Annotated in this window: 21 protein-coding genes; 9 read left to right on the top strand and 12 right to left on the bottom strand. The window is 73.5% G+C overall.

Translation table 11 applies throughout. From position 1 onward, the window contains the following. Positions 1–7 precede the first annotated feature (7 nt). From ABD948_RS05345 to ABD948_RS05395, 11 genes are all read right to left on the bottom strand, one after another. Positions 8–1,798 carry an ABC transporter ATP-binding protein gene (locus ABD948_RS05345; protein ID WP_345263392.1) on the bottom strand — a complete coding sequence of 597 codons (1,791 nt, stop codon included), beginning with the start codon at positions 1,796–1,798 and terminating at the stop codon, positions 8–10. Further along, positions 1,795–3,522 carry an ABC transporter ATP-binding protein gene (locus ABD948_RS05350; RefSeq protein ID WP_345263394.1) on the bottom strand — a complete coding sequence of 576 codons (1,728 nt, stop codon included), beginning with the start codon at positions 3,520–3,522 and terminating at the stop codon, positions 1,795–1,797. Before ABD948_RS05350 ends, ABD948_RS05345 begins: the two co-directional genes overlap by 4 nt. Before the next feature lie 299 nt (positions 3,523–3,821). After that, positions 3,822–5,291 carry an HNH endonuclease signature motif containing protein gene (locus ABD948_RS05355; RefSeq protein WP_345263396.1) on the bottom strand — a complete coding sequence of 490 codons (1,470 nt, stop codon included), beginning with the start codon at positions 5,289–5,291 and terminating at the stop codon, positions 3,822–3,824. Positions 5,292–5,830: 539 nt separating this feature from the next. After that, a complete protein-coding gene (locus ABD948_RS05360) occupies positions 5,831–6,718 on the bottom strand; it encodes a hypothetical protein (protein ID WP_345263398.1) in 888 nt (295 codons plus the stop codon). Next, positions 6,715–7,257, bottom strand: a complete 543-nt coding sequence (locus tag ABD948_RS05365) for a YbaK/EbsC family protein (RefSeq protein WP_345263400.1) — start codon at positions 7,255–7,257, stop codon at positions 6,715–6,717. The genes ABD948_RS05360 and ABD948_RS05365 overlap by 4 nt, the downstream gene beginning before the upstream one ends. Beyond that, positions 7,254–7,706 carry a type 1 glutamine amidotransferase family protein gene (locus ABD948_RS05370; protein WP_345263402.1) on the bottom strand — a complete coding sequence of 151 codons (453 nt, stop codon included), beginning with the start codon at positions 7,704–7,706 and terminating at the stop codon, positions 7,254–7,256. The genes ABD948_RS05365 and ABD948_RS05370 overlap by 4 nt, the downstream gene beginning before the upstream one ends. Next, positions 7,703–8,422 carry a hypothetical protein gene (locus tag ABD948_RS05375; protein ID WP_345263404.1) on the bottom strand — a complete coding sequence of 240 codons (720 nt, stop codon included), beginning with the start codon at positions 8,420–8,422 and terminating at the stop codon, positions 7,703–7,705. Before ABD948_RS05375 ends, ABD948_RS05370 begins: the two co-directional genes overlap by 4 nt. Before the next feature lie 90 nt (positions 8,423–8,512). Continuing rightward, complete coding sequence (locus ABD948_RS05380) at positions 8,513–8,833, bottom strand: hypothetical protein (RefSeq protein WP_345263406.1); 321 nt, start codon at positions 8,831–8,833, stop codon at positions 8,513–8,515. Positions 8,834–8,875: 42 nt separating this feature from the next. After that, positions 8,876–9,607, bottom strand: a complete 732-nt coding sequence (locus tag ABD948_RS05385; protein ID WP_345263408.1) for a hypothetical protein — start codon at positions 9,605–9,607, stop codon at positions 8,876–8,878. A gap of 122 nt (positions 9,608–9,729) precedes the next feature. Then, a complete protein-coding gene (locus tag ABD948_RS05390; protein ID WP_345263410.1) occupies positions 9,730–9,945 on the bottom strand; it encodes a hypothetical protein in 216 nt (71 codons plus the stop codon). Then, entirely contained in the window at positions 9,942–11,162 is a 1,221-nt protein-coding gene (locus tag ABD948_RS05395) for a PspC domain-containing protein (protein ID WP_345263412.1), read from the bottom strand. Before ABD948_RS05395 ends, ABD948_RS05390 begins: the two co-directional genes overlap by 4 nt. 143 nt (positions 11,163–11,305) lie before the next feature. On the opposite strand from ABD948_RS05395, the gene ABD948_RS05400 reads away from it, so the two are divergent. The 7 genes from ABD948_RS05400 (at position 11,306) to ABD948_RS05430 (ending at position 20,465) form a co-directional block, all read left to right on the top strand. Continuing rightward, the gene (locus ABD948_RS05400) at positions 11,306–12,589 is read left to right on the top strand and encodes an ATP-binding protein (protein ID WP_345263414.1); all 1,284 of its coding nucleotides are present in this window, start codon (positions 11,306–11,308) and stop codon (positions 12,587–12,589) included. A 59-nt stretch (positions 12,590–12,648) separates the two neighbouring features. Continuing rightward, positions 12,649–13,257 carry a LuxR C-terminal-related transcriptional regulator gene (locus ABD948_RS05405; protein WP_345264469.1) on the top strand — a complete coding sequence of 203 codons (609 nt, stop codon included), beginning with the start codon at positions 12,649–12,651 and terminating at the stop codon, positions 13,255–13,257. 99 nt (positions 13,258–13,356) lie between these two features. Next, the gene (locus ABD948_RS05410; protein ID WP_345263416.1) at positions 13,357–14,352 is read left to right on the top strand and encodes an SMP-30/gluconolactonase/LRE family protein; all 996 of its coding nucleotides are present in this window, start codon (positions 13,357–13,359) and stop codon (positions 14,350–14,352) included. 128 nt (positions 14,353–14,480) lie between these two features. Next, on the top strand, positions 14,481–16,013 hold the full coding sequence (locus ABD948_RS05415; protein WP_345263418.1) for an aldehyde dehydrogenase family protein: 1,533 nt from the start codon (positions 14,481–14,483) through the stop codon (positions 16,011–16,013). Then, on the top strand, positions 16,010–17,779 hold the full coding sequence (gene betA / locus ABD948_RS05420) for a choline dehydrogenase (RefSeq protein ID WP_345263420.1): 1,770 nt from the start codon (positions 16,010–16,012) through the stop codon (positions 17,777–17,779). Before ABD948_RS05415 ends, betA begins: the two co-directional genes overlap by 4 nt. Further along, positions 17,776–19,839: a choline BCCT transporter BetT gene (betT, locus tag ABD948_RS05425; protein ID WP_345263422.1), complete on the top strand. Its 2,064-nt coding sequence runs from the start codon at positions 17,776–17,778 to the stop codon at positions 19,837–19,839. Before betA ends, betT begins: the two co-directional genes overlap by 4 nt. A gap of 212 nt (positions 19,840–20,051) precedes the next feature. Then, positions 20,052–20,465 carry a hypothetical protein gene (locus ABD948_RS05430; RefSeq protein ID WP_345263424.1) on the top strand — a complete coding sequence of 138 codons (414 nt, stop codon included), beginning with the start codon at positions 20,052–20,054 and terminating at the stop codon, positions 20,463–20,465. Here ABD948_RS05430 and ABD948_RS05435 read toward each other — a convergent pair. Continuing rightward, a complete protein-coding gene (locus ABD948_RS05435) occupies positions 20,455–21,393 on the bottom strand; it encodes a TauD/TfdA dioxygenase family protein (RefSeq protein WP_345263426.1) in 939 nt (312 codons plus the stop codon). The two genes, ABD948_RS05430 and ABD948_RS05435, sit on opposite strands and share 11 nt — an antisense overlap. 63 nt (positions 21,394–21,456) lie before the next feature. Between ABD948_RS05435 and ABD948_RS05440 the strand changes: the two genes are divergently transcribed. Then, on the top strand, positions 21,457–22,368 hold the full coding sequence (locus tag ABD948_RS05440; protein WP_345263429.1) for a M15 family metallopeptidase: 912 nt from the start codon (positions 21,457–21,459) through the stop codon (positions 22,366–22,368). 66 nt (positions 22,369–22,434) lie between these two features. Further along, entirely contained in the window at positions 22,435–22,791 is a 357-nt protein-coding gene (locus tag ABD948_RS05445) for a hypothetical protein (protein WP_345263431.1), read from the top strand. The last annotated feature ends 95 nt before the right edge of the window (positions 22,792–22,886 follow it).

Genomic DNA, 22,886 nt, shown 5'->3' on the forward strand with positions numbered 1-22,886 from the left:
TCCGCCGTCAGGCGTCCTCGCCGCCACCGTTCCAGCTCGCCCACAGCGCGGCGTAGGAGCCACCGGCGGCGACCAGCTCGTCGTGCGTGCCGAGCTCGCTGATCCGCCCGTCCTCGACGACGGCGACGCGGTCGGCGTCGTGGGCCGAGAACAGCCGGTGGGCGATGGCGACGACGGTGCGGCCCTCCAGCACGGCCGCCATCGAGCGCTCGAGGTGGCGCGCGGCGCGCGGGTCGATCAGTGAGGTCGCCTCGTCGAGCACCAGGGTGTGCGGGTCGGCGAGCACCAGCCGGGCCAGCGCGACCTGCTGGGCCTGCGCTGCCGTCAGCTCGCGGGCCCCGGAGCCGACCAGCGTGTCGAGCCCGTCGGGCAGCGCGCGCACCCAGTCGAGGGCGTCGACGGCGTCGAGCGCGGACTCGATGGCATCCTCGCCGGCACCCGGGGGAGCGGCGAGCGCGAGGTTCTCGCGCAGGGTGCCCACGAACACGTGGTGCTCCTGGGTCACCAGCGCCACGTGGCCGCGCAGCTCGTCGAGCGGCAGGTCCACCAGTGGCACCCCGCCCACGGTCACCGACCCGGTGCGCGGCGGGTGGATGCCGGCCAGCAGCCGCCCGAGCGTGGACTTGCCCGCGCCGGAGGGTCCGACGACGGCCAGCCGCTCGCCCACCCCGAGGTCGAGGTCCATCCCGTGCAGCACGTCGCGGCCCTCGGTGTAGCCGAAGCGCAGGTCGCTGACCACCAGGTGCTCGTCGCGGGGCTCGGCGCCGGTGGCCGTGCGGTCGTCGGGCACCTCGGCCACCCCGAGCAGGCGGGCCAGGGAGGCGGCGCCCATCTGCAGCTCGTCGAGGATGTTGACGATGCGCGAGACCGGGTCGATGAGCATCTGCACGTAGAGGGTGGCGGCGGTGACGTCGCCCAGCGAGACCTGGCCCTGCGTGTGCAGGTAGCCGCCGACCACCAGCGTGCCGACCGTCGGCAGCAGGTAGCCGAGCTCGACGTTGGGGAAGAACACGGTGCGCAGCCACAGCGTGTAGCGCTCGGCGGCGTAGGACTCGCGGATGTCGTCGTCGATGCGTGCCACCCGCTCGGTGCCGAGGCCCAGCGCCTCCACGGTGCGGGCACCCTCGACGGTCTCGGCGAGGCTGGCGTTGATGGTGGAGTAGCTGGCGCTCTCGCGCAGGTAGCCGTCCTTGGCGCGGGCCAGGTACCAGCGCAGCCCGATCCACAGCGGCGGTACGCCGAGCAGGCACGGCAGCAGCACCCACCAGCCGACGCTGACGGCGGCCGCGAGCGTGACGACGGCGGTGACGACGGCGATCGCCCACTCCGGCAGTGCCCAGCGCACCGACCAGCCCAGCTGCTCGACGTCGCGGTTGGTGCGGGTCAGCAGGTCGCCGGAGCCGGCCGACTCCACCGTGCCCACGGGCAGGGAGAGCGTGTGGCCCACGAAGTCCTCGCGCAGCTGGGCCAGCACGGCCTCACCCAGCACCTGGCTCTGGTAGCGGGCGTAGCGGGTGAAGACGGTCTGCAGCACCAGGAAGAGCGCGAGCAGCCCCACCACGCGGTCGACGTACCCGGTGGTGGTGCCGTTCTCGACGCCCTCCACCAGGTCGCCCAGCAGCCGTGGCGCGGCCAGCGCGCTGAGAGCTGCCAGCGCGTGCAGCGTGACGGCGACCGTGAGCAGGCGACGGTGCCCGCGGGCGATCTCGCGCACGGCGGCGCGCAGGGTGCCCGGACCCGCCACGGGCAGCGCCGTGCCGGTGCTCGCCTCGGTGCCCGCCTCGGTGCTCGTGCTCATCGGCCGCCCACCGCCTCGGCCTCCTCGCGCGTGACGACGGCCCGGTAGTCCGGCCGGGTGCGCAGCAGGTCGCGGTGGCGGCCGGTGGCCACCACCCGGCCCTCCACGAGGAACGCCACCTCGTCGACGGCGTCGAGCACCAGCGGGCTGGAGGTGGTGACGACCGTCGTGAGACCGCGCCGGTGCTCGCGCAGCCGCTCGGCGATCCGGGCCTCGGTGTGGGCGTCGACGGCGGAGGTGGGCTCCACCAGCACGAGCACCTCCGGCTCCCGCGCCAGCGCACGGGCCAGCACCAGCCGCTGCCGCTGACCGCCGGAGAAGCTGCGGCCGCGCTCCGCGACGTGGGAGTCCAGGCCCGCCGGCAGCGCCTCGAGCACGTCGTGGGCCGAGGCGGCGTCGAGAGCCCGCACCACGCGGTCGCGGTCGGCGTCGTCACCGGCGAGCGCGTCGGCGAGGCGACCGGAGAAGAGCGCGGCGCCGGTGTCGGAGACGACGACGCGTCGTCGCACCTCCTCGCCCGCCAGACGGGTCAGCGGGACGCCGCCGAGGCGGACGTCGTCGTCGACCTCCGGGGCGCACAGGCCCAGCCGGTCGGCCAGCACCGCGGCCTCCTCGGGCTGCTCGCAGACCAGGGCGACGTGGCGCCCGGCCGGCACGCGCAGGCCGCTGCGGGCGTCGTCGAGGTCGGCGGGGGCGGGGGGACCGGGCACCGGGTCGGCCGGGCCCTCCCAGTCGGGCTGGATGGCGAGCACGCGGCACACGCGCTTGGCGGAGGCACGACCGCGGATCAGCTTGTTGGCGTACTCGGTGGCGGTGCGCAGCGGGATCATCAGGAAGGCGGAGTACCCGTAGAACGCGACGAGCTCGCCCGAGGTGATCTCGCCGGCGACGGCCGACCGCGCGCCCAGCCACACCACCACGACCACGAAGACGCCGGGCAGCAGCACCTGCAGCGCGTCCAGCACCGACTGCACCTTGGCCACCTCGACGCCGGCGCGCCGCGCGGCCTGCGACTCGCGGCGGTAGCGCTCGTGGAAGACCTGCTCGCCACCGACACCGCGCAGCACCCGCAGGCCGGCGACGATGTCGGACGCGGTGGCCGAGAGCTCGCCGGTGAGCGCGCGCTGGCGGTCGGAGCGCCGCTGCAGCGGTGCCAGGATCGGGCCGATCAGCAGCATCAGGGCCGGGACGCCCAGCAGCACCACCAGTCCGAGGGTCACCGAGGTCTGGAGCAGGATCACCGCCACGAGCACGAACGAGACGACTGCACCCGCGAAGCGTGCCGAGACGTCCATGACCTGTCCGAGGTGGGAGATGTCGCTGCTGCCGATCGTGACGACCTCGCCGGTGGAGACCCGACGGGGGAGCGTCGCTCCCAGCCGCACGGTCTGCCGGGTGACCAGCTGCACGGTCCGGTAGGCGGTGATCAGCCAGTTCGTGACGGCGAACCGGTGCCGCATGATCCCCGACGCCGCCTGCACCAGCCCGACGCCGAGCATCAACGCCGCGTAGCCGGCGAGCGCGGAGAGGTCCTGGTCGGCGACGCCCCGGTCGATGGCCCGCCCGATGACCGCCGGCATCACGGCCTGGCTGCTCATCCACACGATCCCGAACGCCATGCCCCCCGCCAGCGTCACCCACTGCTGGCGCGCCAGCCACCACAGGTAGGCGTTCGCGGACCGGTGGTCGGCCACACCGGGGTGGTCATGGGGGAGCACGTGCACTGGCCCGATGCTACGAAGCCGCACCCCCGGGGCGCACCTGGGTTTCCCGAGGGCCCGTCGCGACGCTGGTCGAGGTGCGAGGCCGGCCACGGCCGTGTCGCGAGATTCCTGCGCCCGGGCGCTCACCGACTGCTGGTCGAGGTGCGAGGCCGGTCACGGCCGAGCCTCGAGACCCCTGCACCACAGCCGCCTTCGGCGACCACGGGGGTGGTGGCGGAAGGAAGGTCGGCTCACCGGGTCTCGAGGCTCGTCGCTGGCGCTCCTCGCACCTCGACCAGCGGGGTGGTCGAGGTGCGTCGTCAGTCGAGGACGGGGTCCTCGGGTGGCTCGATGTCGAAGTCGTCGGGCGGTGGTGGCTTGGGCCACTGTGGTTCGTGGGTGCCGAGGTGGTCGCGGACGATGGTCATCCCGGTCTTGAATTCCCACTCGTACGCGGCTGGTCCGATGCGTCGGTAGGTGACGGCGCCGTGGGTCTTGAACCGGTGGTGCCGCCTGCAGAGTGGAGCGAGGTTGCAGGTGCAGGTCGCGCCGCCCTGCTGGTAGGGCTTGGTGTGGTCGCAGTCGCAGCGGTCGGCGGGCCTGGTGCAGTGCGGGTAGACGCAGCGGGGGTCGGTCCAGCGCACCTGCTGCTTGATCCGGTCGGGGACCTCGTATTGCTCCACGTGCACGGCACCGTTGAGGTCGATCACGGGGCGGATGGTGATGCGGGCGGCGGTGGCGCACCACTGGCGGATCACGTCGGCGCTGACCGGGGTCTGGGTGTTCTCCAGGCGGCCGACCATGAACCCCGCGGCGGTCAGGGCCTCCTCGGAGAGGTGCACGACCAGCTCGACGCCACGGCCGTGGTGCGCCGACGTCTGCTGGTCGATCTCGCCGGTCTCGAGGTCCAGGGCGAGCTGGTTGCGGGCCAGCTCACCGACCGCAGCAGCACGCCGGACGTCGAGGGAGTCATCGCAGCCTGCCTTGCCGAGCGCGCGGGCGGTGTGGCGGATCGCTGCTTCGAGGTCGGCGGCGTCCGCGGCGTCCAGGCACCCGGAGACGGGCACGGTGCCGGCCAGCGACTCCAGGCTCCCGGACTCGGTCTCGGTGCGGCGCGTCTCGCCGATGTCGAAGAACCGCCGCTCACGCTTCTTCTCCGCGGCCTCGGCTGCCGCAGCGGGGTCGAACCGCGCCTGGGTCTCGGCGACGAGACGCTCCATCGCGCGCTTGCCGACCTTGCCGGCGACCACCTCGACCTGCCGGTCCACGTGCTCGGCCGCCTCAGCCGTCAACGGCTGGGTGAGGTCGGCGAGGTCGAACGCCTTCCAGACGGGCACCTGCAGCTCCTCCACGCGGCGGTACAGCCGCGGCAGGCGGTACTTCAGCTCCAGCACCCTGCCCACCAGGGCGAGGCCGGCGTCCGTGCTCATGCCCAGGGTCGAGGCGAGCTCCATGGCCGCGAACTCCGACACCACCGGTGCGCCCGGACCCGCGATCGAGAGCCAGCGGTCGCAGAACCCCTGGTCACCCAACTGGTCACCCAGCGCGGCCTCGAGCTCCTCGACCTGCTCGTCGGTCATGACGGCGTCGGGGTCGGGCTCACCGTCCAGGTGGTCGGCGTCGAGGCGATTGACCTTGGCCCACTCCACGATCATCCGCAGCTTCGCGACCTCGGCGCTCATCAGGTTCGTTTGCGCGGACCGCACCATCTGCAGCGCGTGCTCGCGCTCGGCACGCTCGCGCTCTTCGCGCGCGAGGACCTCGGCGAGGTCTGGAGCGGTGCTGGTCATGGGTCTACTCAAGCACTCGCCACCGACACTCATAACCTGGTTTCGGGGGTTATCCACCGGTTGGTGAGGAACAAACTGGTAACAGTTTTTCTGTTTTGCGGATGGGGTGGTCGCGGTTGGCGGATTGGTGCGGGGGTCTCGGTACGTCTGGTGTCTCGCAAGCTCGCCACCCGGCTACTCGACCACCGGGAGACGGGCAGCCACCGTGACCGAGCGCGGCGCCCTCGCCGTCGCAGCTTGTCGGTCCGGACCACCGACGGCCGTCACCCGCGATGCCGGTCCCGAGGTGGGCGGTCGGGTGCGGGGGTCTCGGTACGCCGGGTGTCTCGCAAGCTCGCCACCCGGCTACTCGACCACCGGGAGACGGGCAGCCACCGTGACCCATCGCGGCACCCTCGCCGTCGTCGCTGTCGGTCCGCACCACCGAACTCCTGTCACCGACGATGCCGGTCCCGAGGTGGGCGGTCGGGTGCGGGGGTCTCGGTACGCCGACCACCGGTGGACGGCGCTCTCGTCGTCGCTGCTCGACCACCGCAAGCTCACTCCAGCCCGCACACCCCGGCAGCCCAGTCGAGCACGGAGGCGGCGCCGGCGGGGGTCATCCGCAGGAGGATGCGGCCGGGGGTGTCGTCGAGCGTGTAGGAGACGCGGAAGGCGGTGGCACCGCCGCCCTCGGCGAAGGCGTGCCCGTCGCAGCGCGTGGGCGTCAGGGGGAGGGGGAGGGTGGTCGGCGGGTCGTCGCCGCGCACCACCAGCGCCGGCTCCCAGGCAGCTGGGTCGTCGCCGTAGCCCAGCAGGTGCGAGCCGGCGACGGCGTCGATCACCAGGGTGGCGTCGGGGCGTCGGCCCGTGGGGCGGACCTGCAGCGTCAGGGTGCCCTCGGCGTCGTCGGCCCAGCGCAGCTGTGCCACCTCGGCGACGGCGAGCTCTTGGCAGCGCTGGGCCAGGTAGCGGCCGACGACGTCGGTGGGGTCGGTCACCGGCACGCGCCGGGTGCCTTGCGCCGAGCGCACGAGCAGCACGCCGCTCTCGGCCGCGGCCGAGGAGTCGCAGACCGGTCGGGCGGGCAGGGTGAGCGGGTACCCCAGCTCGGTGTCGGCCGGCAGCGGTCGGAGGCGCTGCCCGCCCACCGGGCGCGGCAGCCGCGGGTCGCGGTAGGTCACGGCGCTGGGGTCCAGCCCTGCGACGCGGTCGTTGTCGAGCCACACCTGCATCTGGCCGAGCGCGGCGTCGATGCTCGACTGCCGCATGTCGGCGTGCAACCGGCCGCTGGGCGGCTCCTCCGGTGGTGCCGGCAGCGGCACCAGGGTGCGCACCTGCGTGGGGCCCGCGTCGGGGGTCGACGCCGAGCGGGTCGGCTCGTCGGAGCCCCCGCCGCACCCACCCAGCAGCACCGCTGCCAGGCCGAGTGCGAGGGCCCGCCTCATCGCGCCAGGTCCTCCACGACCTCGGCGCCCGGCAGCTCAGCGAGCAACCGACCGGGCAGCAGCACCTTGGAGCGGCGCACCCCGGACCCGATCAGCGCCACCGGCACGTCCACGACGCGGGCGTCGACGAGCAGCCGCCACCCTGCGGGCAGCCCGATCGGGGTGATGCCGCCGTACTCCATGCCGCTCTGCTCCACGGCCTGCTCCATCGACAGGAACGACGCCTTGCGCACGTCGAGCAGCTCCTTGACCCGGCTGTTGACGTCGGCGCGGGTGTCGGCGCGCACCAGGCATGCGGCCACGCGCTCCTCACCGTCGCGCCGCCCGCCGACGACGACGCAGTTGACGCCGGCGTCCTCGGGGATGTCGTAGGCCGCGTTGCAGGCGGCGGTGTCGGCCGCCTCGGGGTCGATCGGGGCCACGGCCACCTCACCGGCGTGCGCCCAGGCGGCGAGTGTGGCGTGGACCGGGTCGGCCAGCAGGTCCGGGTGGTCCAGGGCGGGCGCGGGCTCGAGGGTGCCGAGGGTCAGCGAGGTCACCCGCCCATGGTGCCCGACTCCCGCCGGGTCGTGGCGTCGTCGAGGTGTGTGGTGACGACGCCGAGGATCACCGCGGCCACGCAGAGCGAGAGCACCACGGGTGCCAGCGGCAGGGCCACCGCGCGGACCTCGGGGGTGACGACGAACGCCGCGACGGCGAGGTACCCCACCATGGTGGTGATCGCCCACCACGTCCCGCTGCGCGCCAGGGCCCGCATGCGAGGCAGACGGCTGGGGCCGAGGAGGTTTCCGGCTGCCACGATGAGCATGGCCAGGACGCCGCTGAGCAGGCCCGCCTGGACGACGCGCAGACCACCGATCGGGTCACCGGTCGTGATCAGGCCCGGCGAGAGGTACAGCGCCACGAGCCCTCCGCAGGCCGCGACGACGCAGCCCCCGGCGCGCAGGTGTGCGCGCACACCGGGACTGCCGACCAGCGGTCCGCTCACGCGGTGAGCACTGCTCCCGGCGGCCAGCTGCCGCCGGGGTAGCCGGTCTTGTCGTCCATCGAGGCGCCGAGGTCGCCCTGGATGGAGTTGCAGTCGTTCTTCAGGGAGTCGCCGGCCCAGTAGAACGCACCCGCTGCGGCGGCGATCGCGACGATGGCGATGACGATGCCGGCCGGGATGCCGAAGATGGTCCCGCTGGCGACGGCCGCGCCGACCATGGCGCCGATGAAGGTGGCCAGGGTGGCGGAGAGCGTCGTGTAGAACGTGGTCAGCGCACTGCGCAGGTCGCTCATCGCGCTCGTGGCAGCGGTCACGAAGTTGGCCTGGACCCGCTCCATCGCGGTCTTGTGCAGCTGGGCCTTCGGGAAGTACGTGTCCGCGGCCTCGCCGGTCCACTGGTCGTCGGCCTGCAGCAGCGCCCGGTCGACCTCGCCCGAGCTGCTCGTGACCGGTGAGCCCACGTCCGCGGTCCAGTTGTCCGACACGTCCTGCAACCGCCCTCGATCACCGAAGTTGGTCCAGAAGAGCTCTTGCGCGGCCCAGAACTCGTCCCACTTGGCGACGAACTCGTTCCACTTGTCGACGATCTTGTCGCCGAGCCACCCGAGGAACCGGGAGAGCCCGCTGAGAGCGCCGTCGACGATGCCGCGCAGCCTCTCGAACTTCTCGAAGATGTCGTCGATGAGGTCGAAGACCTCCTGTGCCAGCTCGTCCATGTCAGTTCTCCCGTCCGGTGGTGCGGGTGGCGTCGTGCAGCCGCGCGTGGGCGGTCGCGAGGGTCGGTGCGGTGACCGCGGCCGGAGTGCTCACTTGGCGTCCCAGAGGCCCACGTAGTCGTCACGCACGCTGGCGTCGGTGCTCTCGTAGGACCGCTTGACGGCCCGCAGGCCCTCGGCGATCTCGCCGGTGTTGGTCGCCCCCTCGCCCAGCAGACCGCTGACGTGGGTGCGGAAGTCGGAGTAGGTGTCGAGCAGCCCCGTGACCTCGGCGGCCCAGGACATGTCGCTGACGGTCAGGGTGAGGAACAGAGCGTCGAGCGAGGCCTGGTTCAGGGCGGTGGAGGTGTCGTCCCACGTCGCTGCGTCGGCGGCGAGCGCGTCGAGATCGGACTGCAGTACTTCTCCCATGTCGTTCTCCTGTCGTCTGGTGGTGGGGTGGCGGTGCTGGCCTCAGCGCAGCCCGAGCTCGGCGGCCAAGGCGGACGGGTCGGCGGCCAGACGGCGCATCCGGCCCAGGTTGCTGTCGGCGATGACGTTCTCGACCGTGCGACCGCCGAGCGAGCGTCGGGCCCGGTCGTAGGCGGAGAGGACGTGGCGTGCCAGGTTGGCGGGAGCGGTGGACTCCGCCCAGGCGGGATCGACCTGCACACCCACCAGTCCGCCGGCGCCGTCGAGGACGACGGTCGCCTGCTGCGAGTGCCCCTCGATCCGTCGGGCGACCATGGCGCTCACCTCGGCGTCCACCTGGCGCGCGTCGTCGCGCACCGTGCGCAGCACCCGTGCCATCTCGCGCAGCGCCGGCTCCCCCATGCGGGCGAGAGTCTGCTTGTCCACCACGTCGCGCAGTGACGGGCGAGGGCCGGTGGGCATCGGTCGGGTCGCGGGCTCCTCCTGCTCGGCGAGCGACTCCGCCCAGGGGATGAGTGTCCGGGCGCCCGCCTCGGCATAGGCCTGCAGCACGGCTGCGCCGAACTGCTCGCCGTCGAGCTCCGCGAGCCAGGAGGAACCGACGACGACGTCCTCGACGACGCCCGCGGCGGACACCCGGACGGTGACCTGCCCGGTCTCGTCCGACCCGGCGGCAGGCTGCTGCTGCTCACGGGCCTTCTCGAACTGCTGCACCAGCCGGTCGAGGCTGTCACGCACGTCGCCGATGGCTCCGGTGGGGTCCGTCGCGGTCATGTGGCTGCTCCTGGTCCGAGGTGGCGGTCTGCTCGACGGTCTGCCCGTCGAGCGGCGGCTCGAAACCCCGTGCCCCGGTGTCGTTGTCCGTCACCGCGACGTGAGACGGGTGTCGGCGCGACCTACCGGGGGCCGCGCAGCACGGTGGCCACGACGCCGACCAGGCCGCCTGCCAGCCACGGCAGGGGCAGCAGCCACCGCACCTCGTCACCCTGGACGACGTCGCCGGCCACCAGCGCCCAGACCCCGGCGAGCCCCAGCAGCGCCACGCCCATGACCAGGTGCCCCACCTCGACCGGGTGCCGCCCACCCCCGCGGTTGCCCAGCGAGTCGCTCATGCCGCCTCCTCCACCACGATCTCGCCGACGCGCAGGTCGATCTCCAGGCGCAGCGCCTCCTCGTCGTCGGCGGTGACGCCTCCCACCGGGGTGGTGCCCTCGCCGACCTCCTCACCCATGACCTCGACCGTGGCGAGGCGCACGTCGCTGACGACGACGGTCTTGAGCCCCGGCGGCAGCACCACCGAGATGCGGCCCAGCGTGGCGTCCAGCTGCACCGTCCGACCGGCCAGCTCGTCAGGGTCGGTCACCTCGGAGAGGTCGAGCACGATCTCGCCGACCGTCTGGCGGTAGCTGTCTTCGACGTCGCTCGCCGAGCCCGGCGTCGACACGAGACCCCGGAACCCGAGCTCGTCACCGGCGGTGCTGCCGGCCGTGGCGAGGGCGGCCACGAGCCCCAGGGCGATCAGTCCGCCGCCACGGCCCCAGAACGCACCGACGAGCAGTCCGAGCCCCGACACCACCAGCACCGCCGCCGGGTAGGCGGAGTCGGCGATGCCGGCGCCCAGGCCGTCGAGCAGCGCGAGCACGCCGAGGGTCAGGCCGGCCACGGCCAGGACGGGCCAGAAGAGCACCGGCCCACGGCGCCGGGGCCGGACCGGACGCACCGTTGGCGGAGCGGGCGCCCACGGCGGGGGTGCGGCACCCACGGGGGCGCCCGGCACGATGCCGTGCCGAGCCAGCGGCTCGGTGGCCGCGGAGGGCGCCGGCGCCCCGGTCGCCGGGGCGGGCGGGGGAGCCACGCCCTCGCGGTTGCGCGAGACCAGGTAGACCACGCCGGCCGCGAGCAGCAGCGGCCACGGGAACCACCAGCCGCCACCGGTGCCGAGCGTGTCGCCCAGCAGGGCGAGCGCGGCCAGCGCGCCCACCAGCACGAGGGCCACCGTGCGGTTGCGGTCGTCGAGCCGCACGGTGGCCTCCTCGGTGCCCTGCTCGGGCACCAGCAGCCAGCCGGCGCCGTAGAGCAGCACCCCGGCGCCGCCGAAGAAGGCGAGGACGACGAACGCGACGCGGAGCACGAGCGGATCGAGGTCGAGGTGCTGGGCGAGCCCCCCGGCCACACCGGCGACCTTGCGGTCGGTGCGGCTGCGGCGCAGCCGTGCCAGGTCGCGCATCTCCGACGCCGCCACCCGCGGGCCCTCGTAGGTCTCGTAGGTGGCGCCGGGCTCGAGGCGCGGCCGCGACTCGTGGCCGGGCTCGGGCGGGGAGGTGGTCATGGCTCCACTGTGGTCGGGGCGGGGCCTCCGCACCATCGGGGAGAACCCTGGTCCTCGCCGCACGGACCTGGGGTCGGCTCGGGGTCGGACCGGGGTCGAGCCCCCTGGGAGCCGCCCTGCTGCTGTGTGACGATGAGGGTGCCATGAGCAGCCCTCCGTTCCCGCTCGCACCACCGGTGCCGCGCCGCGCCGAGCGCGACCTCGACGAGGCCGTCGTGGGGGGCGTGGCCGCAGGACTGGCGCGGCACCTCGGGCTCGGCGTGCTGTGGGTGCGGCTGTTCTTCGCCGCCACCGCCGTGCTCAGCGGCCTCGGCGTCGCGCTCTACGCGGCGTACTGGATCTTCCTGCCCGCTGCCTCGCCCTTCGAGCAGGCAGCGCCGGGGCTGGAGAGCGCCCGGCGGGGCGGGCGTCGACCCGGTCGCCGCCAGCGGCTCTCCGACGTCGGCCCGCTGGTGCTGCTCGCGGTGTTCGCCATCGCTGCCGTGCTCGGCGTCGAGGCGGTCTTCGGCCGCAACGCCGTGGTGTGGCCGGTGGTGATCGCGGTCGCGGGCGTCGCGCTGCTGTGGCGCCAGGCCGACGAGTCGCAGCGCGAGCGGTGGGTCGACACCTCGGGGCGGGTCGACCCGCTGCGCATCGTCTTCGGCGGCGGCGGGTGGGCGGCCTACGCCCGCGTCGTGGCCGGCATCGTCCTGCTGCTGACCGCGATCATCGTCATCGGCTTCGACGAGGGCTCGCTGGCCAGTGCGCGCACCGCGCTGTGGGCCGGGCTGCTGGGCATCCTCGGCATCGCGATCGTGGTCGGGCCGTGGGTGTTCCGGCTGGTGCGCGAGCTGGGTGCCGAGCGCGAGGAGCGCGTGCGCTCGCAGGAGCGCGCCGACGTGGCCGCCCACCTGCACGACTCCGTGCTGCAGACCCTGGCCCTGATCCAGAAGAACAGCGCCGACGCCGCCGCGGTCGCCCGGCTGGCCCGCGCCCAGGAGCGCGACCTGCGTGCCTGGCTGTACTCCGGCGACGCCGCCGACGAGACCACCGTGGCCAGCGCGCTGCGCGCCGCCGCCGCGGAGGTGGAGGACGCCCACGGCATCTCGGTCGACGTCGTCGCCGTCGGCGACTGCGACCTCCTCGAGCCGCTGCGCCCGGTGGTCGCCGCCGCGCGCGAGGCGGTCACCAACGCCGCCAAGCACGCCGAGGTCTCGCGCGTCGACGTCTATGCCGAGGTGACCGAGGGTGCGGTCGAGGTGTTCGTGCGTGACCGCGGCCGCGGCTTCGACCCCGAGCGCACCCCCGAGGACCGCCACGGCGTGCGGCACAGCATCGTGGACCGCATGCAGCGCCACGGCGGCTCCGCCGAGGTGCGCAGCGCGCCCGGCGAGGGCACCGAGGTGCGCCTGCGCCTGCCCCGCCCCCAGCCCGAGGAGACTCCGTGACCACCACCCCCACGCCCGACGGCGCCCCCGTGCGCGTCGTCGTCGTCGACGACCACGCCATGTTCCGCAGCGGCGTGCGTGCCGAGCTCACCTCGGTCGGAGCCGGGCAGGTGGAGGTGGTGGCCGAGGCCGCCGACGTCGACGAGGCCGTCGCCGCGGTGGCCACGCACGAGCCCGAGGTGGTGCTGCTCGACGTGCACCTGCCCGGCGGCGGTGGCGTGGAGGTCATGCGCCGCTCGCCCGGCACGCCGGCGCGCTTCCTGGCGCTCTCGGTCAGCGACGCGGCCGAGGATGTCATCGGCACCATCCGCGGCGGCGCCCGCGGCTACGTGACCAAGACGATCACCGGGCCCGAGCTGGTCGCGGCGATCCGTCGGGTGTCCGAGGGCGACGCCGTCTTCTCGCCCCGCCTGGCCGGCTTCGTGCTCGACGCGTTCGCCGGCTCCATCGACGTGGCCGCCGTCGACGAGGACCTCGACCGCCTCACCGAGCGCGAGCGGGAGGTGATGCGCCTCATCGCCCGCGGCTACGCCTACAAGGAGGTGGCCAAGGAGCTCTTCATCTCGATCAAGACCGTCGAGACCCACATGAGCTCGGTGCTGCGCAAGCTGCAGCTGAGCTCGCGCCACGAGCTGACCCGATGGGCGAACGACCGGCGGCTGCTGTAGCGCGAGCCCCGACAGCTTGGCCGCGCCTGTACTTTCGGGTTCAACCAACCTGACGACTCGGCGTCGCTGGTCTGGCGCCGACCACCTCTTGGAGGTCAGATGTCCGCTCGCCGCAGCATCCCGTCCACCCGCCACTCCCGCCGGGCCGGCCGCCTCACCGCGCTCGCCGCCTCCCTCACCGCCGCGCTCGGTGCCGGCGTCCTGGCCGCCGGACTGCTGAGCCCGGCGGCAGCCGGGCCGCAGCGTGCCTTCCCCGAGACCTTCGACCTGCCCGACGGGTTCCAGCCGGAGGGCATCACGATCCAGGGCCGGTCGGCCTGGTTCGGCTCGCGGGCCGACGGCGACGTCTACCGCGCGGACCTGCGCACCGGTGAGGGTGAGCGGATCAGCGAGGGCCCGGGAACGCCCTCGGTCGGGCTCAAGGTCGACGACCGCCAGCGACTCTTCATCGCCGGCGGCACGGCGGGCACGGCACGCGTCGTCGACGGCGCCACCGGCGACCTGCTCGCGGACTACACGCTCTCGACCGGAGCGACCTTCGTCAACGACGTCGTGCTCACGAAGGACGCCGCGTACCTCACCGACTCCCAGGCGCCGGTGCTCCACGTGCTGCCGCTGGGCAAGGGCGGCGCGCTCCCCGGCCAGGCCGCGGTGCGCCAGCTGCCGCTGACCGGCGACTGGCGGCAGGTGGAGGGCTTCAACGCCAACGGCATCACGCGCACCCCGGACGGTCGGGCCCTGCTGGTGGTCAACTCCACCAGCGGGCTCCTCTACCGCGTCGACCCCGCCACCGGCGTCGCCACCGAGGTGGACCTGGGTGGGGACCTCCTGACCAACGGCGACGGCATGCTGCTGCAGGGCCGCACGCTGTACGTCGTGCAGAACCGCGACAACGTCGTGACCGTCCTGCGGATCGCACCCGACGGGCTCTCCGGCGAGCGGGTCGGCGGCATCACCGACGACGACTTCGACGTGCCGACCACGGTGGCCCGCCAGGGCCGGTCGCTGTACCTGCCGAATGCGCGGTTCAACACCCCGCCGACCCCGGAGACGCCGTACGACGTCGTGAGGGTGTCGGCCACGGACGTGCGCTGACCGGGCGCTGACCGTGCGCTGGGCGGTCGGTGCCCCACGCCCCGGGCCAGACCTCGGCTTGACGCAGCGCCGCGAACCCGGTTCGTTGGACGGGCCCGAGATCCGGGCCCAGCGACGAACGGGGAGACGTGGCAGACACCGGCCGGATGTACATCGACGGGGAGTGGCGCGACGCCGCGGACGGCGCGACGCGGGAGGTCCGCTGCCCGGCGGACGGATCGTTGGTGGCGACCGTCGCGGAGGGGAGCGAGAGCGATGCTCTCGACGCTGTCCGTGCCGCCCGACGGGCCTTCGACGACGGCCCGTGGCCGCACACCCCGTCACCCGAGCGGGCAGCGCTGCTGCACCGACTGGCCGACCGGCTGGTCGCCGAGAAGGAGCAGGTGGCCCGGCTGGAGTCGCTCGACACCGGCAAGCGGCTCGTGGAGTCGCGCATCGACGTCGACGACGTCGTCGGCGTCTTCCGCCACTACGCCGGGCTCGCGCAGGCCGACGCCGGCCGGATGGTCGACACCGGCATGCCCGACGTCGTCAGCCGGGTGGTGCACGAGCCGGTGGGCGTGTGCTCGCTGATCACGCCGTGGAACTTCCCGCTGCTGCAGACCTCCTGGAAGGTCGCGCCGGCCCTGGCCGCGGGGTGCACCTTCGTGCTCAAGCCCAGCGAGCTCACGCCCTCGACCGCGGTGTGGCTGGTCGAGGCGCTGACGGCCGAGGGGCTGCCGGCGGGGGTCGCCAACCTGGTGCTCGGCGCCGGTGACCGGGTCGGGCCCGCGCTGACCGAGGCGCCCGAGGTCGACCTGGTCAGCTTCACCGGGGGACTGGTGACCGGGCGGCGGATCATGGCGGCCGCAGCGCCGACGGTGAAGCGGGTGGCGCTCGAGCTGGGCGGCAAGAACCCGAACGTCGTCTTCGCCGACGCCGACCTCGAGGCCGCGATCGACAACGCGCTGACCGCGATCTTCCTCGACTCAGGTCAGGTGTGCTCCGCGGGTGCCCGGCTGATCGTGGAGGACTCCGTGCACGACGAGGTGGTCGACGAGCTGGTGCGCCGCGCCGGCCGCATCCGCCTCGGCGGCCCCTTCGACGAGCGCGCTGAGACCGGTCCGCTGATCAGCGCCCGGCACCGCGAGAAGGTGGAGGCCTACGTGGCCGCCGGGATCGCGGAGGGAGCAGTGCTCCGCGCCGGAGGTGAGCGTCCCACGGGTGAGGGATGGGACGACGGCTTCTACTACCCGCCGACGATCCTCGACGACTGCAGCGCCGACATGAGCTGCGTGCAGGACGAGTCGTTCGGGCCCGTGCTCACGGTCGAGACCTTCACCGGGGAGGACGCCGAGGCCCTCGAGCAGGCCGCGGTCTCGCTGGCCAACGACACCATCTACGGCCTCGCCGGCGCGGTGTGGACCCGCGACGCCGGGCGCGCCGAGCGGGTGGCCGCGCGGCTGCGCCACGGCACGGTGTGGATCAACGACTACCACCCCTACGTGCCACAGGCCGAGTGGGGCGGCTACAAGCAGAGCGGCGTCGGGCGCGAGCTCGGCCTGGCCGGGCTCGCGGAGTACCGCGAGACCAAGCACGTGTGGCACAACACCCGGCCCGCCCCGGCGGGCTGGTTCCGCGACGGCGCGGCGGAGGCCGAGGCCGGGGGGCAGGGCGCGTGACCGAGCGGTTCGACTACGTGGTCGTGGGCGGCGGCTCGGCCGGGAGCGTGCTGGCCAACCGCCTCTCCGCCGACCCCGGCACCTCGGTGCTGGTGCTCGAGGCGGGTCGGTCCGACACCCGGCTCGACCCCTTCATCCACATGCCGGCGGCGCTGCCCTACCCGATCGGCAACCCGCTCTACGACTGGCGCTACGAGTCCGAGCCCGAGCCGCACATGGGCGGCCGCCGGGTCTACCACGCACGCGGCAAGGTGCTCGGCGGCTCGTCGTCGATCAACGGGATGATCTTCCAGCGCGGCAACCCGCTGGACTACGAGCGCTGGGCCGCCGAGCCGGGGCTGGAGGAGTGGAGCTGGGCGCACTGCCTGCCCTACTTCAAGCGGATGGAGACCTCCACCGCGGGCGCCGACGCCTGGCGCGGGGGCTCGGGGCCGCTGGTGCTCGAGCGCGGTCCGGCCTCCTCGCCGCTCTTCGCGGCCTTCCTGGAGGCGGTGCAGCAGGCCGGGCACCCGCTCACCGACGACGTCAACGGCTACCGCCAGGAGGGCTTCGCGCCCTTCGACCGCAACGTGCACCGCGGACGCCGGCTCAGCGCCAGCCGCGCCTACCTGCACCCGGTGCGCTCGCGCCCCAACCTGACCGTGCGCACGCTGGCCCACGTGACCGGCCTGGTCACCCGCGGCACCCGCGTCACGGGTGTCACCTATGCACGGGGCACCCGCCGCGCCCACGCGGCCACCACCACGGTGGAGGCCGGCGAGGTGGTGCTCTGCGGGGGCGCGATCAACACCCCGCAGCTGCTGCAGCTGGCGGGCATCGGCGACCCGGCGCTCCTGCGCGGGCTGGGCATCGAGGTGGTGGCCGACCTGCCCGGCGTCGGCGCCAACCTGCAGGACCACCTCGAGGTCTACCTGCAGCACGCCGCCACCCAACCCGTCTCGATCGCACCGTGGCTCAAGCACCGCCACAAGCCACGGATCGGTGCCGAGTGGCTCTTCCGGCGCGCCGGTGTCGGCGCATCCAACCACTTCGAGGCCGGCGGCTTCATCCGCAGCAACGACCGGGTCGAGTACCCGAACCTGATGTTCCACTTCCTGCCGATCGCCATCCGCTACGACGGCTCGCGGCCGGCCTCGGAGCACGGCTACCAGGTGCACCTGGGGCCGATGTACTCCGACGTGCGCGGCCACCTGCGGATCCGGAGCACCGATCCGTTCGAGCACCCGGCCCTGCAGTTCAACTACCTCTCGACCGAGAACGACCGGCGGGAGTGGATCGAGATGGTGCGCGCGGCGCGGCACATCCTGGGCCAGCCCGCGTTCGCTCCGTTCTCGGGCGGTGAGATCTCGCCCGGTCCCTCGGTCGAGACCGACCAGGAGATCCTCGACTGGGTGGCGCGCGACGCCGAGACGGCACTGCACCCCTCGTGCACCGCCGCGATGGGCACCGGAGCCGCTAGTGTCGTGGACCCAGCCACCATGGGGGTGCACGGGATGCAGGGACTCCGCGTCGTCGACGCCTCGGTCATGCCCTTCGTGACCAACGGCAACATCTACGCCCCCGTGATGATGCTGGCCGAGCGGGCCGCCGACCTGATCGCCGGACACACCCCGCTGGCACCCGAGGACGTGCCGTTCTACCGGCACGGTCACGACATGCCGCTGTGGCCCGAGGGAGACCCCCGCAACGCCGCCGACCCCCGCACCGTTCCCGTCGGCCGTCGCGGCCGCGCCACCGAGGACCACCCCGAGGAGCACCGCCGATGACCGACCTGGACACCACGCCCCCTGCCCCGCCCGCGCTGCCGCCCGATCCCGAGCAGCGCGCCACGCTGAACCGGCCCGTCTTCGCCGCGGCGACGGCGGTGACGCTCGCCGTCACGCTGTGGTGCGTGCTCGCGCCGGTGCACGCCTTCACCACGTTCGAGAGCGTCGTCGGCTGGGTCTCCACCTGGTTCGGCTGGTACTACATCGCACTCGCGACGGCGGTGCTGGTCTTCGTGGTCTACCTCGCCTGCTCGCGGCACGGCCGGGTCAAGCTGGGCCCCGAGCACAGCCAGCCCGAGTTCAGCACCGGGGCCTGGGCGGCGATGCTCTTCGCCGCGGGCATCGGCACCGACCTGATGTTCTTCGCCGTCTACGAGCCCGTCACCCAGTACCTCACGCCGCCCTCCATCGAGGGCGAGACCGTGGAGGCCGCCCGGGAGGCCACCGTGTGGACGCTCTTCCACTACGGCATCTCCGGGTGGGGCATGTACGCGCTGATGGGCATGGCGCTGGCGTACTTCGCCTACCGGATGAACCTCCCGCTGGCCGTGCGCTCTGCGCTCTACCCGCTGATCGGCAAGCGCGTCGACGGCGTCGCCGGCCACGCCACCGACACCGCGGCCATGCTCGGCACCATCTTCGGCGTGGCCACCTCGCTGGGCATCGGCGTCGTCAGCCTCAACGTGGGCCTCGAGGTGGTCTTCGGGATCCCGCTCGGGCTGCCCGCGCAGGCGGCCATGATCGTGCTGGCCGTCGCGATCGCTACCGCCTCCGCGGTGAGCGGGGTGGAGAAGGGCATCAAGCGCATCTCGCAGCTCAACGTGCTGCTCGCCATCGCGCTGGCGCTCTTCGTGCTCGTCACCGGGCGCACCGCCCACTTGCTCAACACGCTGGTGCTCAACGTGGGCGACTACGTGCGGCTCTTCCCCGACATGACGCTGCAGACCTTCGCCTGGGAGGACACCGGCGACTGGATGAGCTTCTGGACGCTCTTCTTCTGGGCATGGTGGATCGCCTGGGCCGCCTTCGTGGGGCTCTTCCTCGCGCGCATCTCGCGCGGGCGCACGATCCGCCAGTTCGTGGTCGGCACGCTGGTCATCCCCTTCACCTACATCGTCATGTGGATCTCGATCTTCGGCAACGCCGCGCTCGACGAGATACGCCGCGGCAACGCCTCCTTCACCGCGGTCGCTTCGGAGGCGGTCGACCCCTCCGACGGTCTGTGGGCGCTGCTGCAGGAGTACCCGGCCTTCCCGGTGGTGGCCAGCCTCGCGATCCTGGTGGGCCTGCTGTTCTACGTCACCTCGGCAGACTCCGGCGCGCTGGTGATGGCCAACCTCTCCTCACGGCTGCCCACCACCGCGCACGACGGCGCCCCCTGGCTGCGCATCTTCTGGGCCACGGCCACCGGCGCGCTGACCCTCGCGATCCTGGCGGCGGGCGACATCTTCGCGCTGCAGTACGCCACCGTGATCGTCGGGCTGCCCTTCGCGTTCGTGATGCTCGCGGTCATGTGGGGCCTGTACAAGGCGCTGAGCCTCGAGGCGTACCTGGAGGACAGCCGCGGCAGCAGCCTGCCGGGAGCGCTCTCCAGCCGCAGCGGCACCGAGCCGGGACGTCGCCACGTGCCCTGGCAGGCCCGGGTGCGGCGCGTGATGAGCTTCCCGGACCGGCGCCAGGCCGACGACTTCCTGGCCGAGGTCGTGACGCCGGCGCTGGAGGAGGTGGCCGCCGAGCTCGTGGCGCAGCGGGTGGGCGCCGAGGTGGCGAGCGTCGTCGACGAGCACGGGCACCCGGGCATCAAGCTCTCCGCCGAGGTGGGGGGCGACGACCGCGGCTTCTGCTACTTGGTGCAGCACCGGTCGGTGCCGATCCCCGCCTACGGAGGTTGGGCGCCGCGCGGCGACGAGGTGTACAGCCGGCTCGAGGTGCACCTGCGCGACGGTGGCCAGGGCTACGACGTGCTGGGCTACTCCCACACCCAGCTGATCGACGACGTGCTCGACCAGTACGAGCGGCACCTGGAGTTCCTGCGCCTGGCCGACGGCACCGGCGTCTGAGCCTGGATCCACCGGTTGTCGACGTTCGCTGCGGGTCACCAGGAGGGTGCGATGGCAAGGCGCCGTCGCGCTCGGCAGACTGGGCGTCTTTCAAGCGGTGGCAACGCAGCCAGCGCCCCTCATGGTGGCGCGCAGCAGGCGAGAATCGGTGGATCCAGGCTGAGTACCCGGGCGGATCCGTGCCGGGAGGCGCGCGGGGCAGGGTGGGGGCCATGACGGCTCCCTCCCGCCACCGCTCCCTGCCCGCGCGAGCACTGCTCTGCGGCCTGGTCGGGCTCGCGGCCTGTGCCGGCTACGCCTGGGTGTGGATCGCCTCCAGCGACTACGAGTGCGGGGACACCGGCGTTCTGGCCTGCATGGAGTACTGGGTCGTGGCGATGGTGGTGGCCACGCCGACCACCTACGTGCTGTGGTCGCTGGCGTTCAGGGCCCTGGGGACGCGCTGGCCGTGGCTGGCCCCGATCGGGGTGTTCGCCGGGCTCTTCGCCCTGGCGGCACCCCTCGGCTCGCTCGACCCGCCGCTGGCCGTCTGGCTCGCCGTGTGCGGCGTGCTCTCCGCGCTGTGGGCCCTGCTGCCCGCGCGCGCCGGGGCAGGGCCCCGGCGCGGCGTCGAGGTCAGCGGATGAGCCGGTCGAGGTCCTGGTAGACGGCGGCGTCGCCGCGCACCATCCGCGAGCGGCGCCCCTCGGGAGAGACGGGCACGTCGCCGGCGACCGTCACCCGGCGCACCTCGCGCGGCTGGTCGTCGAAGTCGGCCACGGCGTAGTGCTGCGTGGCGCGGTTGTCCCAGATCGCCACGTCGCCGGGGCTCCAGGTGTGGCGCACGGTGTTCTCGAGCCGGGTGATCCGGCTCTGCAGCAGCTCGTAGAGCACGGCTGACTCGTGGTCGTTGAGGCCCACGAACTTCTTGACGAAGTGGCCGAGCACCAGGCTGCGCTCCCCGGTCTCCGGGTGCACCCGCACCACCGGGTGCTCGCTCTCGTAGACCGTGGAGCGGAAGTCGCTGCGCGAGAACTGGTCGTCGGCCTCCTCCTGCTCGCTGCCGTCCTCGCTGTGGGTGGCGTAGTCGTAGTCGTTGGTGTGCACCGCCCAGGAGGCGTCGGCCAGGCCGCGCAGCGCGGCGGGCAGCGCCTGGTAGGCGCTCACCGTGTTGGCCCACACGGTGCTGCCGCCGTAGGCAGGGATGGTGACGCCGCGCAGCACCGAGAACGCCGGGGGAGCGTCGACGAAGGTGACGTCGGTGTGCCACGAGTTGGCCGCCATGCCGCGGCTTGCCTTGAACGAGAGCACCCGGGCGTTGCCGGTGTTGACCGTGGGGTGCGCGGTGGTGAGGGGGCCCAGCAGGGCGGCGAACGCGGCGTGCTGCTCGTCGTCGAGGTGGTGCTGGCCGGGCAGGAAGACGACCTTGTGCTCGAGGATGGCGGCACGCAGCTCGGCGACGGTGGCGGTGTCGAGGTCACCGGAGAGGTGGACTCCCTCCACGCGGGCGCCGATGCGGGCCCCGAGCCGGTGCACCTGCAGTCGCTGGGTCTCGCGGGCGGGGGCGAGGGTCATGACCACTCCTTCGTCGTAATCTTGATTGACTCACTCTAGATTAGACCAGCCTAGGGTGACCGGGTGCCCACCGCGCGACGACGACGTGCCGCGGTCGCGCTCGCGCTCGCCGCGGCCGGTGGCGCGTGCGCAGCGCCCGGGGCGGGCTCGCCCCCGGCGTCGCCACCGCCCTCCTCCGCGGGCTCCTCTGCGGGCCCCTCCGCGGGCCCCTCCGCGGGCCCCTCCGCGTCCGCAGCACCGTCGACGCCTGAACGCGCGCCCGGGCCCGCGTACTCGACCTATCCCCTCGGCACCCGCCCCCTGCCGCTGCGCGACGACGGCTTCGGCCAGGTGCTGCCGACGCCGCGCACCCTGCGCGAGCGCCGCTACCCCACGCGCGACCTGCTGCCGCCGCCCGCCGACGGGCGGTTCGCCGCCACCGTGGGTCCGGTGACACCCGCGACCGCCGAGCGGATGGGCGCGACCTGGAGCCCCGGGTGTCCGGTGGCCCTGGCCGACCTGCGGTACCTGACGCTCACCTTCCGCGGGTTCGACGGCGCCGCCCACACCGGTGAGCTGGTGGTGGCGGCCGGGGAGGCGCGCGACGTCGTCGGCGTCTTCCGCACGCTGTTCCGCGCCGACTTCCCGATCGAGGAGATGCGGCTGCCGGGCACGGCCGACCTGGAGGCGGCGCCCACCGGGGACGGCAACAACACCGCCGGCCTGGTCTGTCGCGCAGCGCGTGGGCAGACCCGGTGGTCGGCGCACGCCTACGGGCTGGCCATCGACCTCAACCCGTTCCAGAACCCGTACACGAGCGGCGACCTGGTCCTCCCCGAGCTGGCCTCGGCCTACCTCGACCGCGACCGGGTGCGGCCCGGCATGGTGCAGCCCGGCGACGTCGCCGTCCGGGCGTTCGCACGGATCGGCTGGTCGTGGGGCGGGGCCTGGCAGAGCCTGCAGGACTACCAGCACTTCAGCGCCCTGGACCGCTGAGCCGGCGCTGACCCGGCGCTGACCCAGGTGGCCCCGTGAGGGCCCGCGACGCACTAACCTCCTGGCATGGAGCTCCTGCGGCACATCCTGCTGATCGTCCACATCCTCGGCTTCGCCGCCCTCATCGGCGGGCTCCTGGTGCAGGCCGGGCCGGGGGTCAAGTCGGTCAACGGCGCGATGCGCGACGGCGTCGGCACCGCGTTCCTGACCGGCATCGCGCTCGTGGGCGTGCTCGAGGCGGGCGACGGCGACGTCGACCACGCCAAGATCGCCGTCAAGGGCCTGATCGGGCTGGTGCTGCTGGTGCTGGTGATGGCCAACACCCGCAAGGAGCGCATCCCGAACGGCCTGTGGGCCGGTCTGCTGGTGCTGAGCGTCGTCAACGTCTGCGTCGCCGTGCTGTGGTCCTCGTTGCACGTCTGAGCCCTCTCCACAGGCGGGCTCCGGCCGCCGGCGCCGGGGGTGGCGGCGCGTAGGGTGGCCGCAGCATGAGCACCCTCCCGATCCCCGGCTTCGAC

The organism is Nocardioides nanhaiensis, from assembly GCF_039542785.1.
GTDB classification, from domain to species: domain Bacteria; phylum Actinomycetota; class Actinomycetes; order Propionibacteriales; family Nocardioidaceae; genus Nocardioides; species Nocardioides nanhaiensis.

Excerpts from the sequence above, each read along its gene's own strand:
- ABD948_RS05345 (WP_345263392.1), bottom strand. The coding sequence starts at position 1,798 with ATGAGCACGAGCACCGAGGCGGGCACCGAGGCGAGCACCGGCACGGCG.
- ABD948_RS05355 (WP_345263396.1), bottom strand. The coding sequence starts at position 5,291 with ATGACCAGCACCGCTCCAGACCTCGCCGAGGTCCTCGCGCGCGAAGAG.
- ABD948_RS05360 (WP_345263398.1), bottom strand. The coding sequence starts at position 6,718 with ATGAGGCGGGCCCTCGCACTCGGCCTGGCAGCGGTGCTGCTGGGTGGG.
- ABD948_RS05375 (WP_345263404.1), bottom strand. The coding sequence starts at position 8,422 with ATGGACGAGCTGGCACAGGAGGTCTTCGACCTCATCGACGACATCTTC.
- ABD948_RS05380 (WP_345263406.1), bottom strand. The coding sequence starts at position 8,833 with ATGGGAGAAGTACTGCAGTCCGATCTCGACGCGCTCGCCGCCGACGCA.
- ABD948_RS05385 (WP_345263408.1), bottom strand. The coding sequence starts at position 9,607 with ATGACCGCGACGGACCCCACCGGAGCCATCGGCGACGTGCGTGACAGC.
- ABD948_RS05390 (WP_345263410.1), bottom strand. The coding sequence starts at position 9,945 with ATGAGCGACTCGCTGGGCAACCGCGGGGGTGGGCGGCACCCGGTCGAG.
- ABD948_RS05395 (WP_345263412.1), bottom strand. The coding sequence starts at position 11,162 with ATGACCACCTCCCCGCCCGAGCCCGGCCACGAGTCGCGGCCGCGCCTC.
- ABD948_RS05400 (WP_345263414.1), top strand. The coding sequence starts at position 11,306 with ATGAGCAGCCCTCCGTTCCCGCTCGCACCACCGGTGCCGCGCCGCGCC.
- ABD948_RS05405 (WP_345264469.1), top strand. The coding sequence starts at position 12,649 with ATGTTCCGCAGCGGCGTGCGTGCCGAGCTCACCTCGGTCGGAGCCGGG.
- ABD948_RS05410 (WP_345263416.1), top strand. The coding sequence starts at position 13,357 with ATGTCCGCTCGCCGCAGCATCCCGTCCACCCGCCACTCCCGCCGGGCC.
- betT (WP_345263422.1), top strand. The coding sequence starts at position 17,776 with ATGACCGACCTGGACACCACGCCCCCTGCCCCGCCCGCGCTGCCGCCC.
- ABD948_RS05430 (WP_345263424.1), top strand. The coding sequence starts at position 20,052 with ATGACGGCTCCCTCCCGCCACCGCTCCCTGCCCGCGCGAGCACTGCTC.
- ABD948_RS05435 (WP_345263426.1), bottom strand. The coding sequence starts at position 21,393 with ATGACCCTCGCCCCCGCCCGCGAGACCCAGCGACTGCAGGTGCACCGG.
- ABD948_RS05445 (WP_345263431.1), top strand. The coding sequence starts at position 22,435 with ATGGAGCTCCTGCGGCACATCCTGCTGATCGTCCACATCCTCGGCTTC.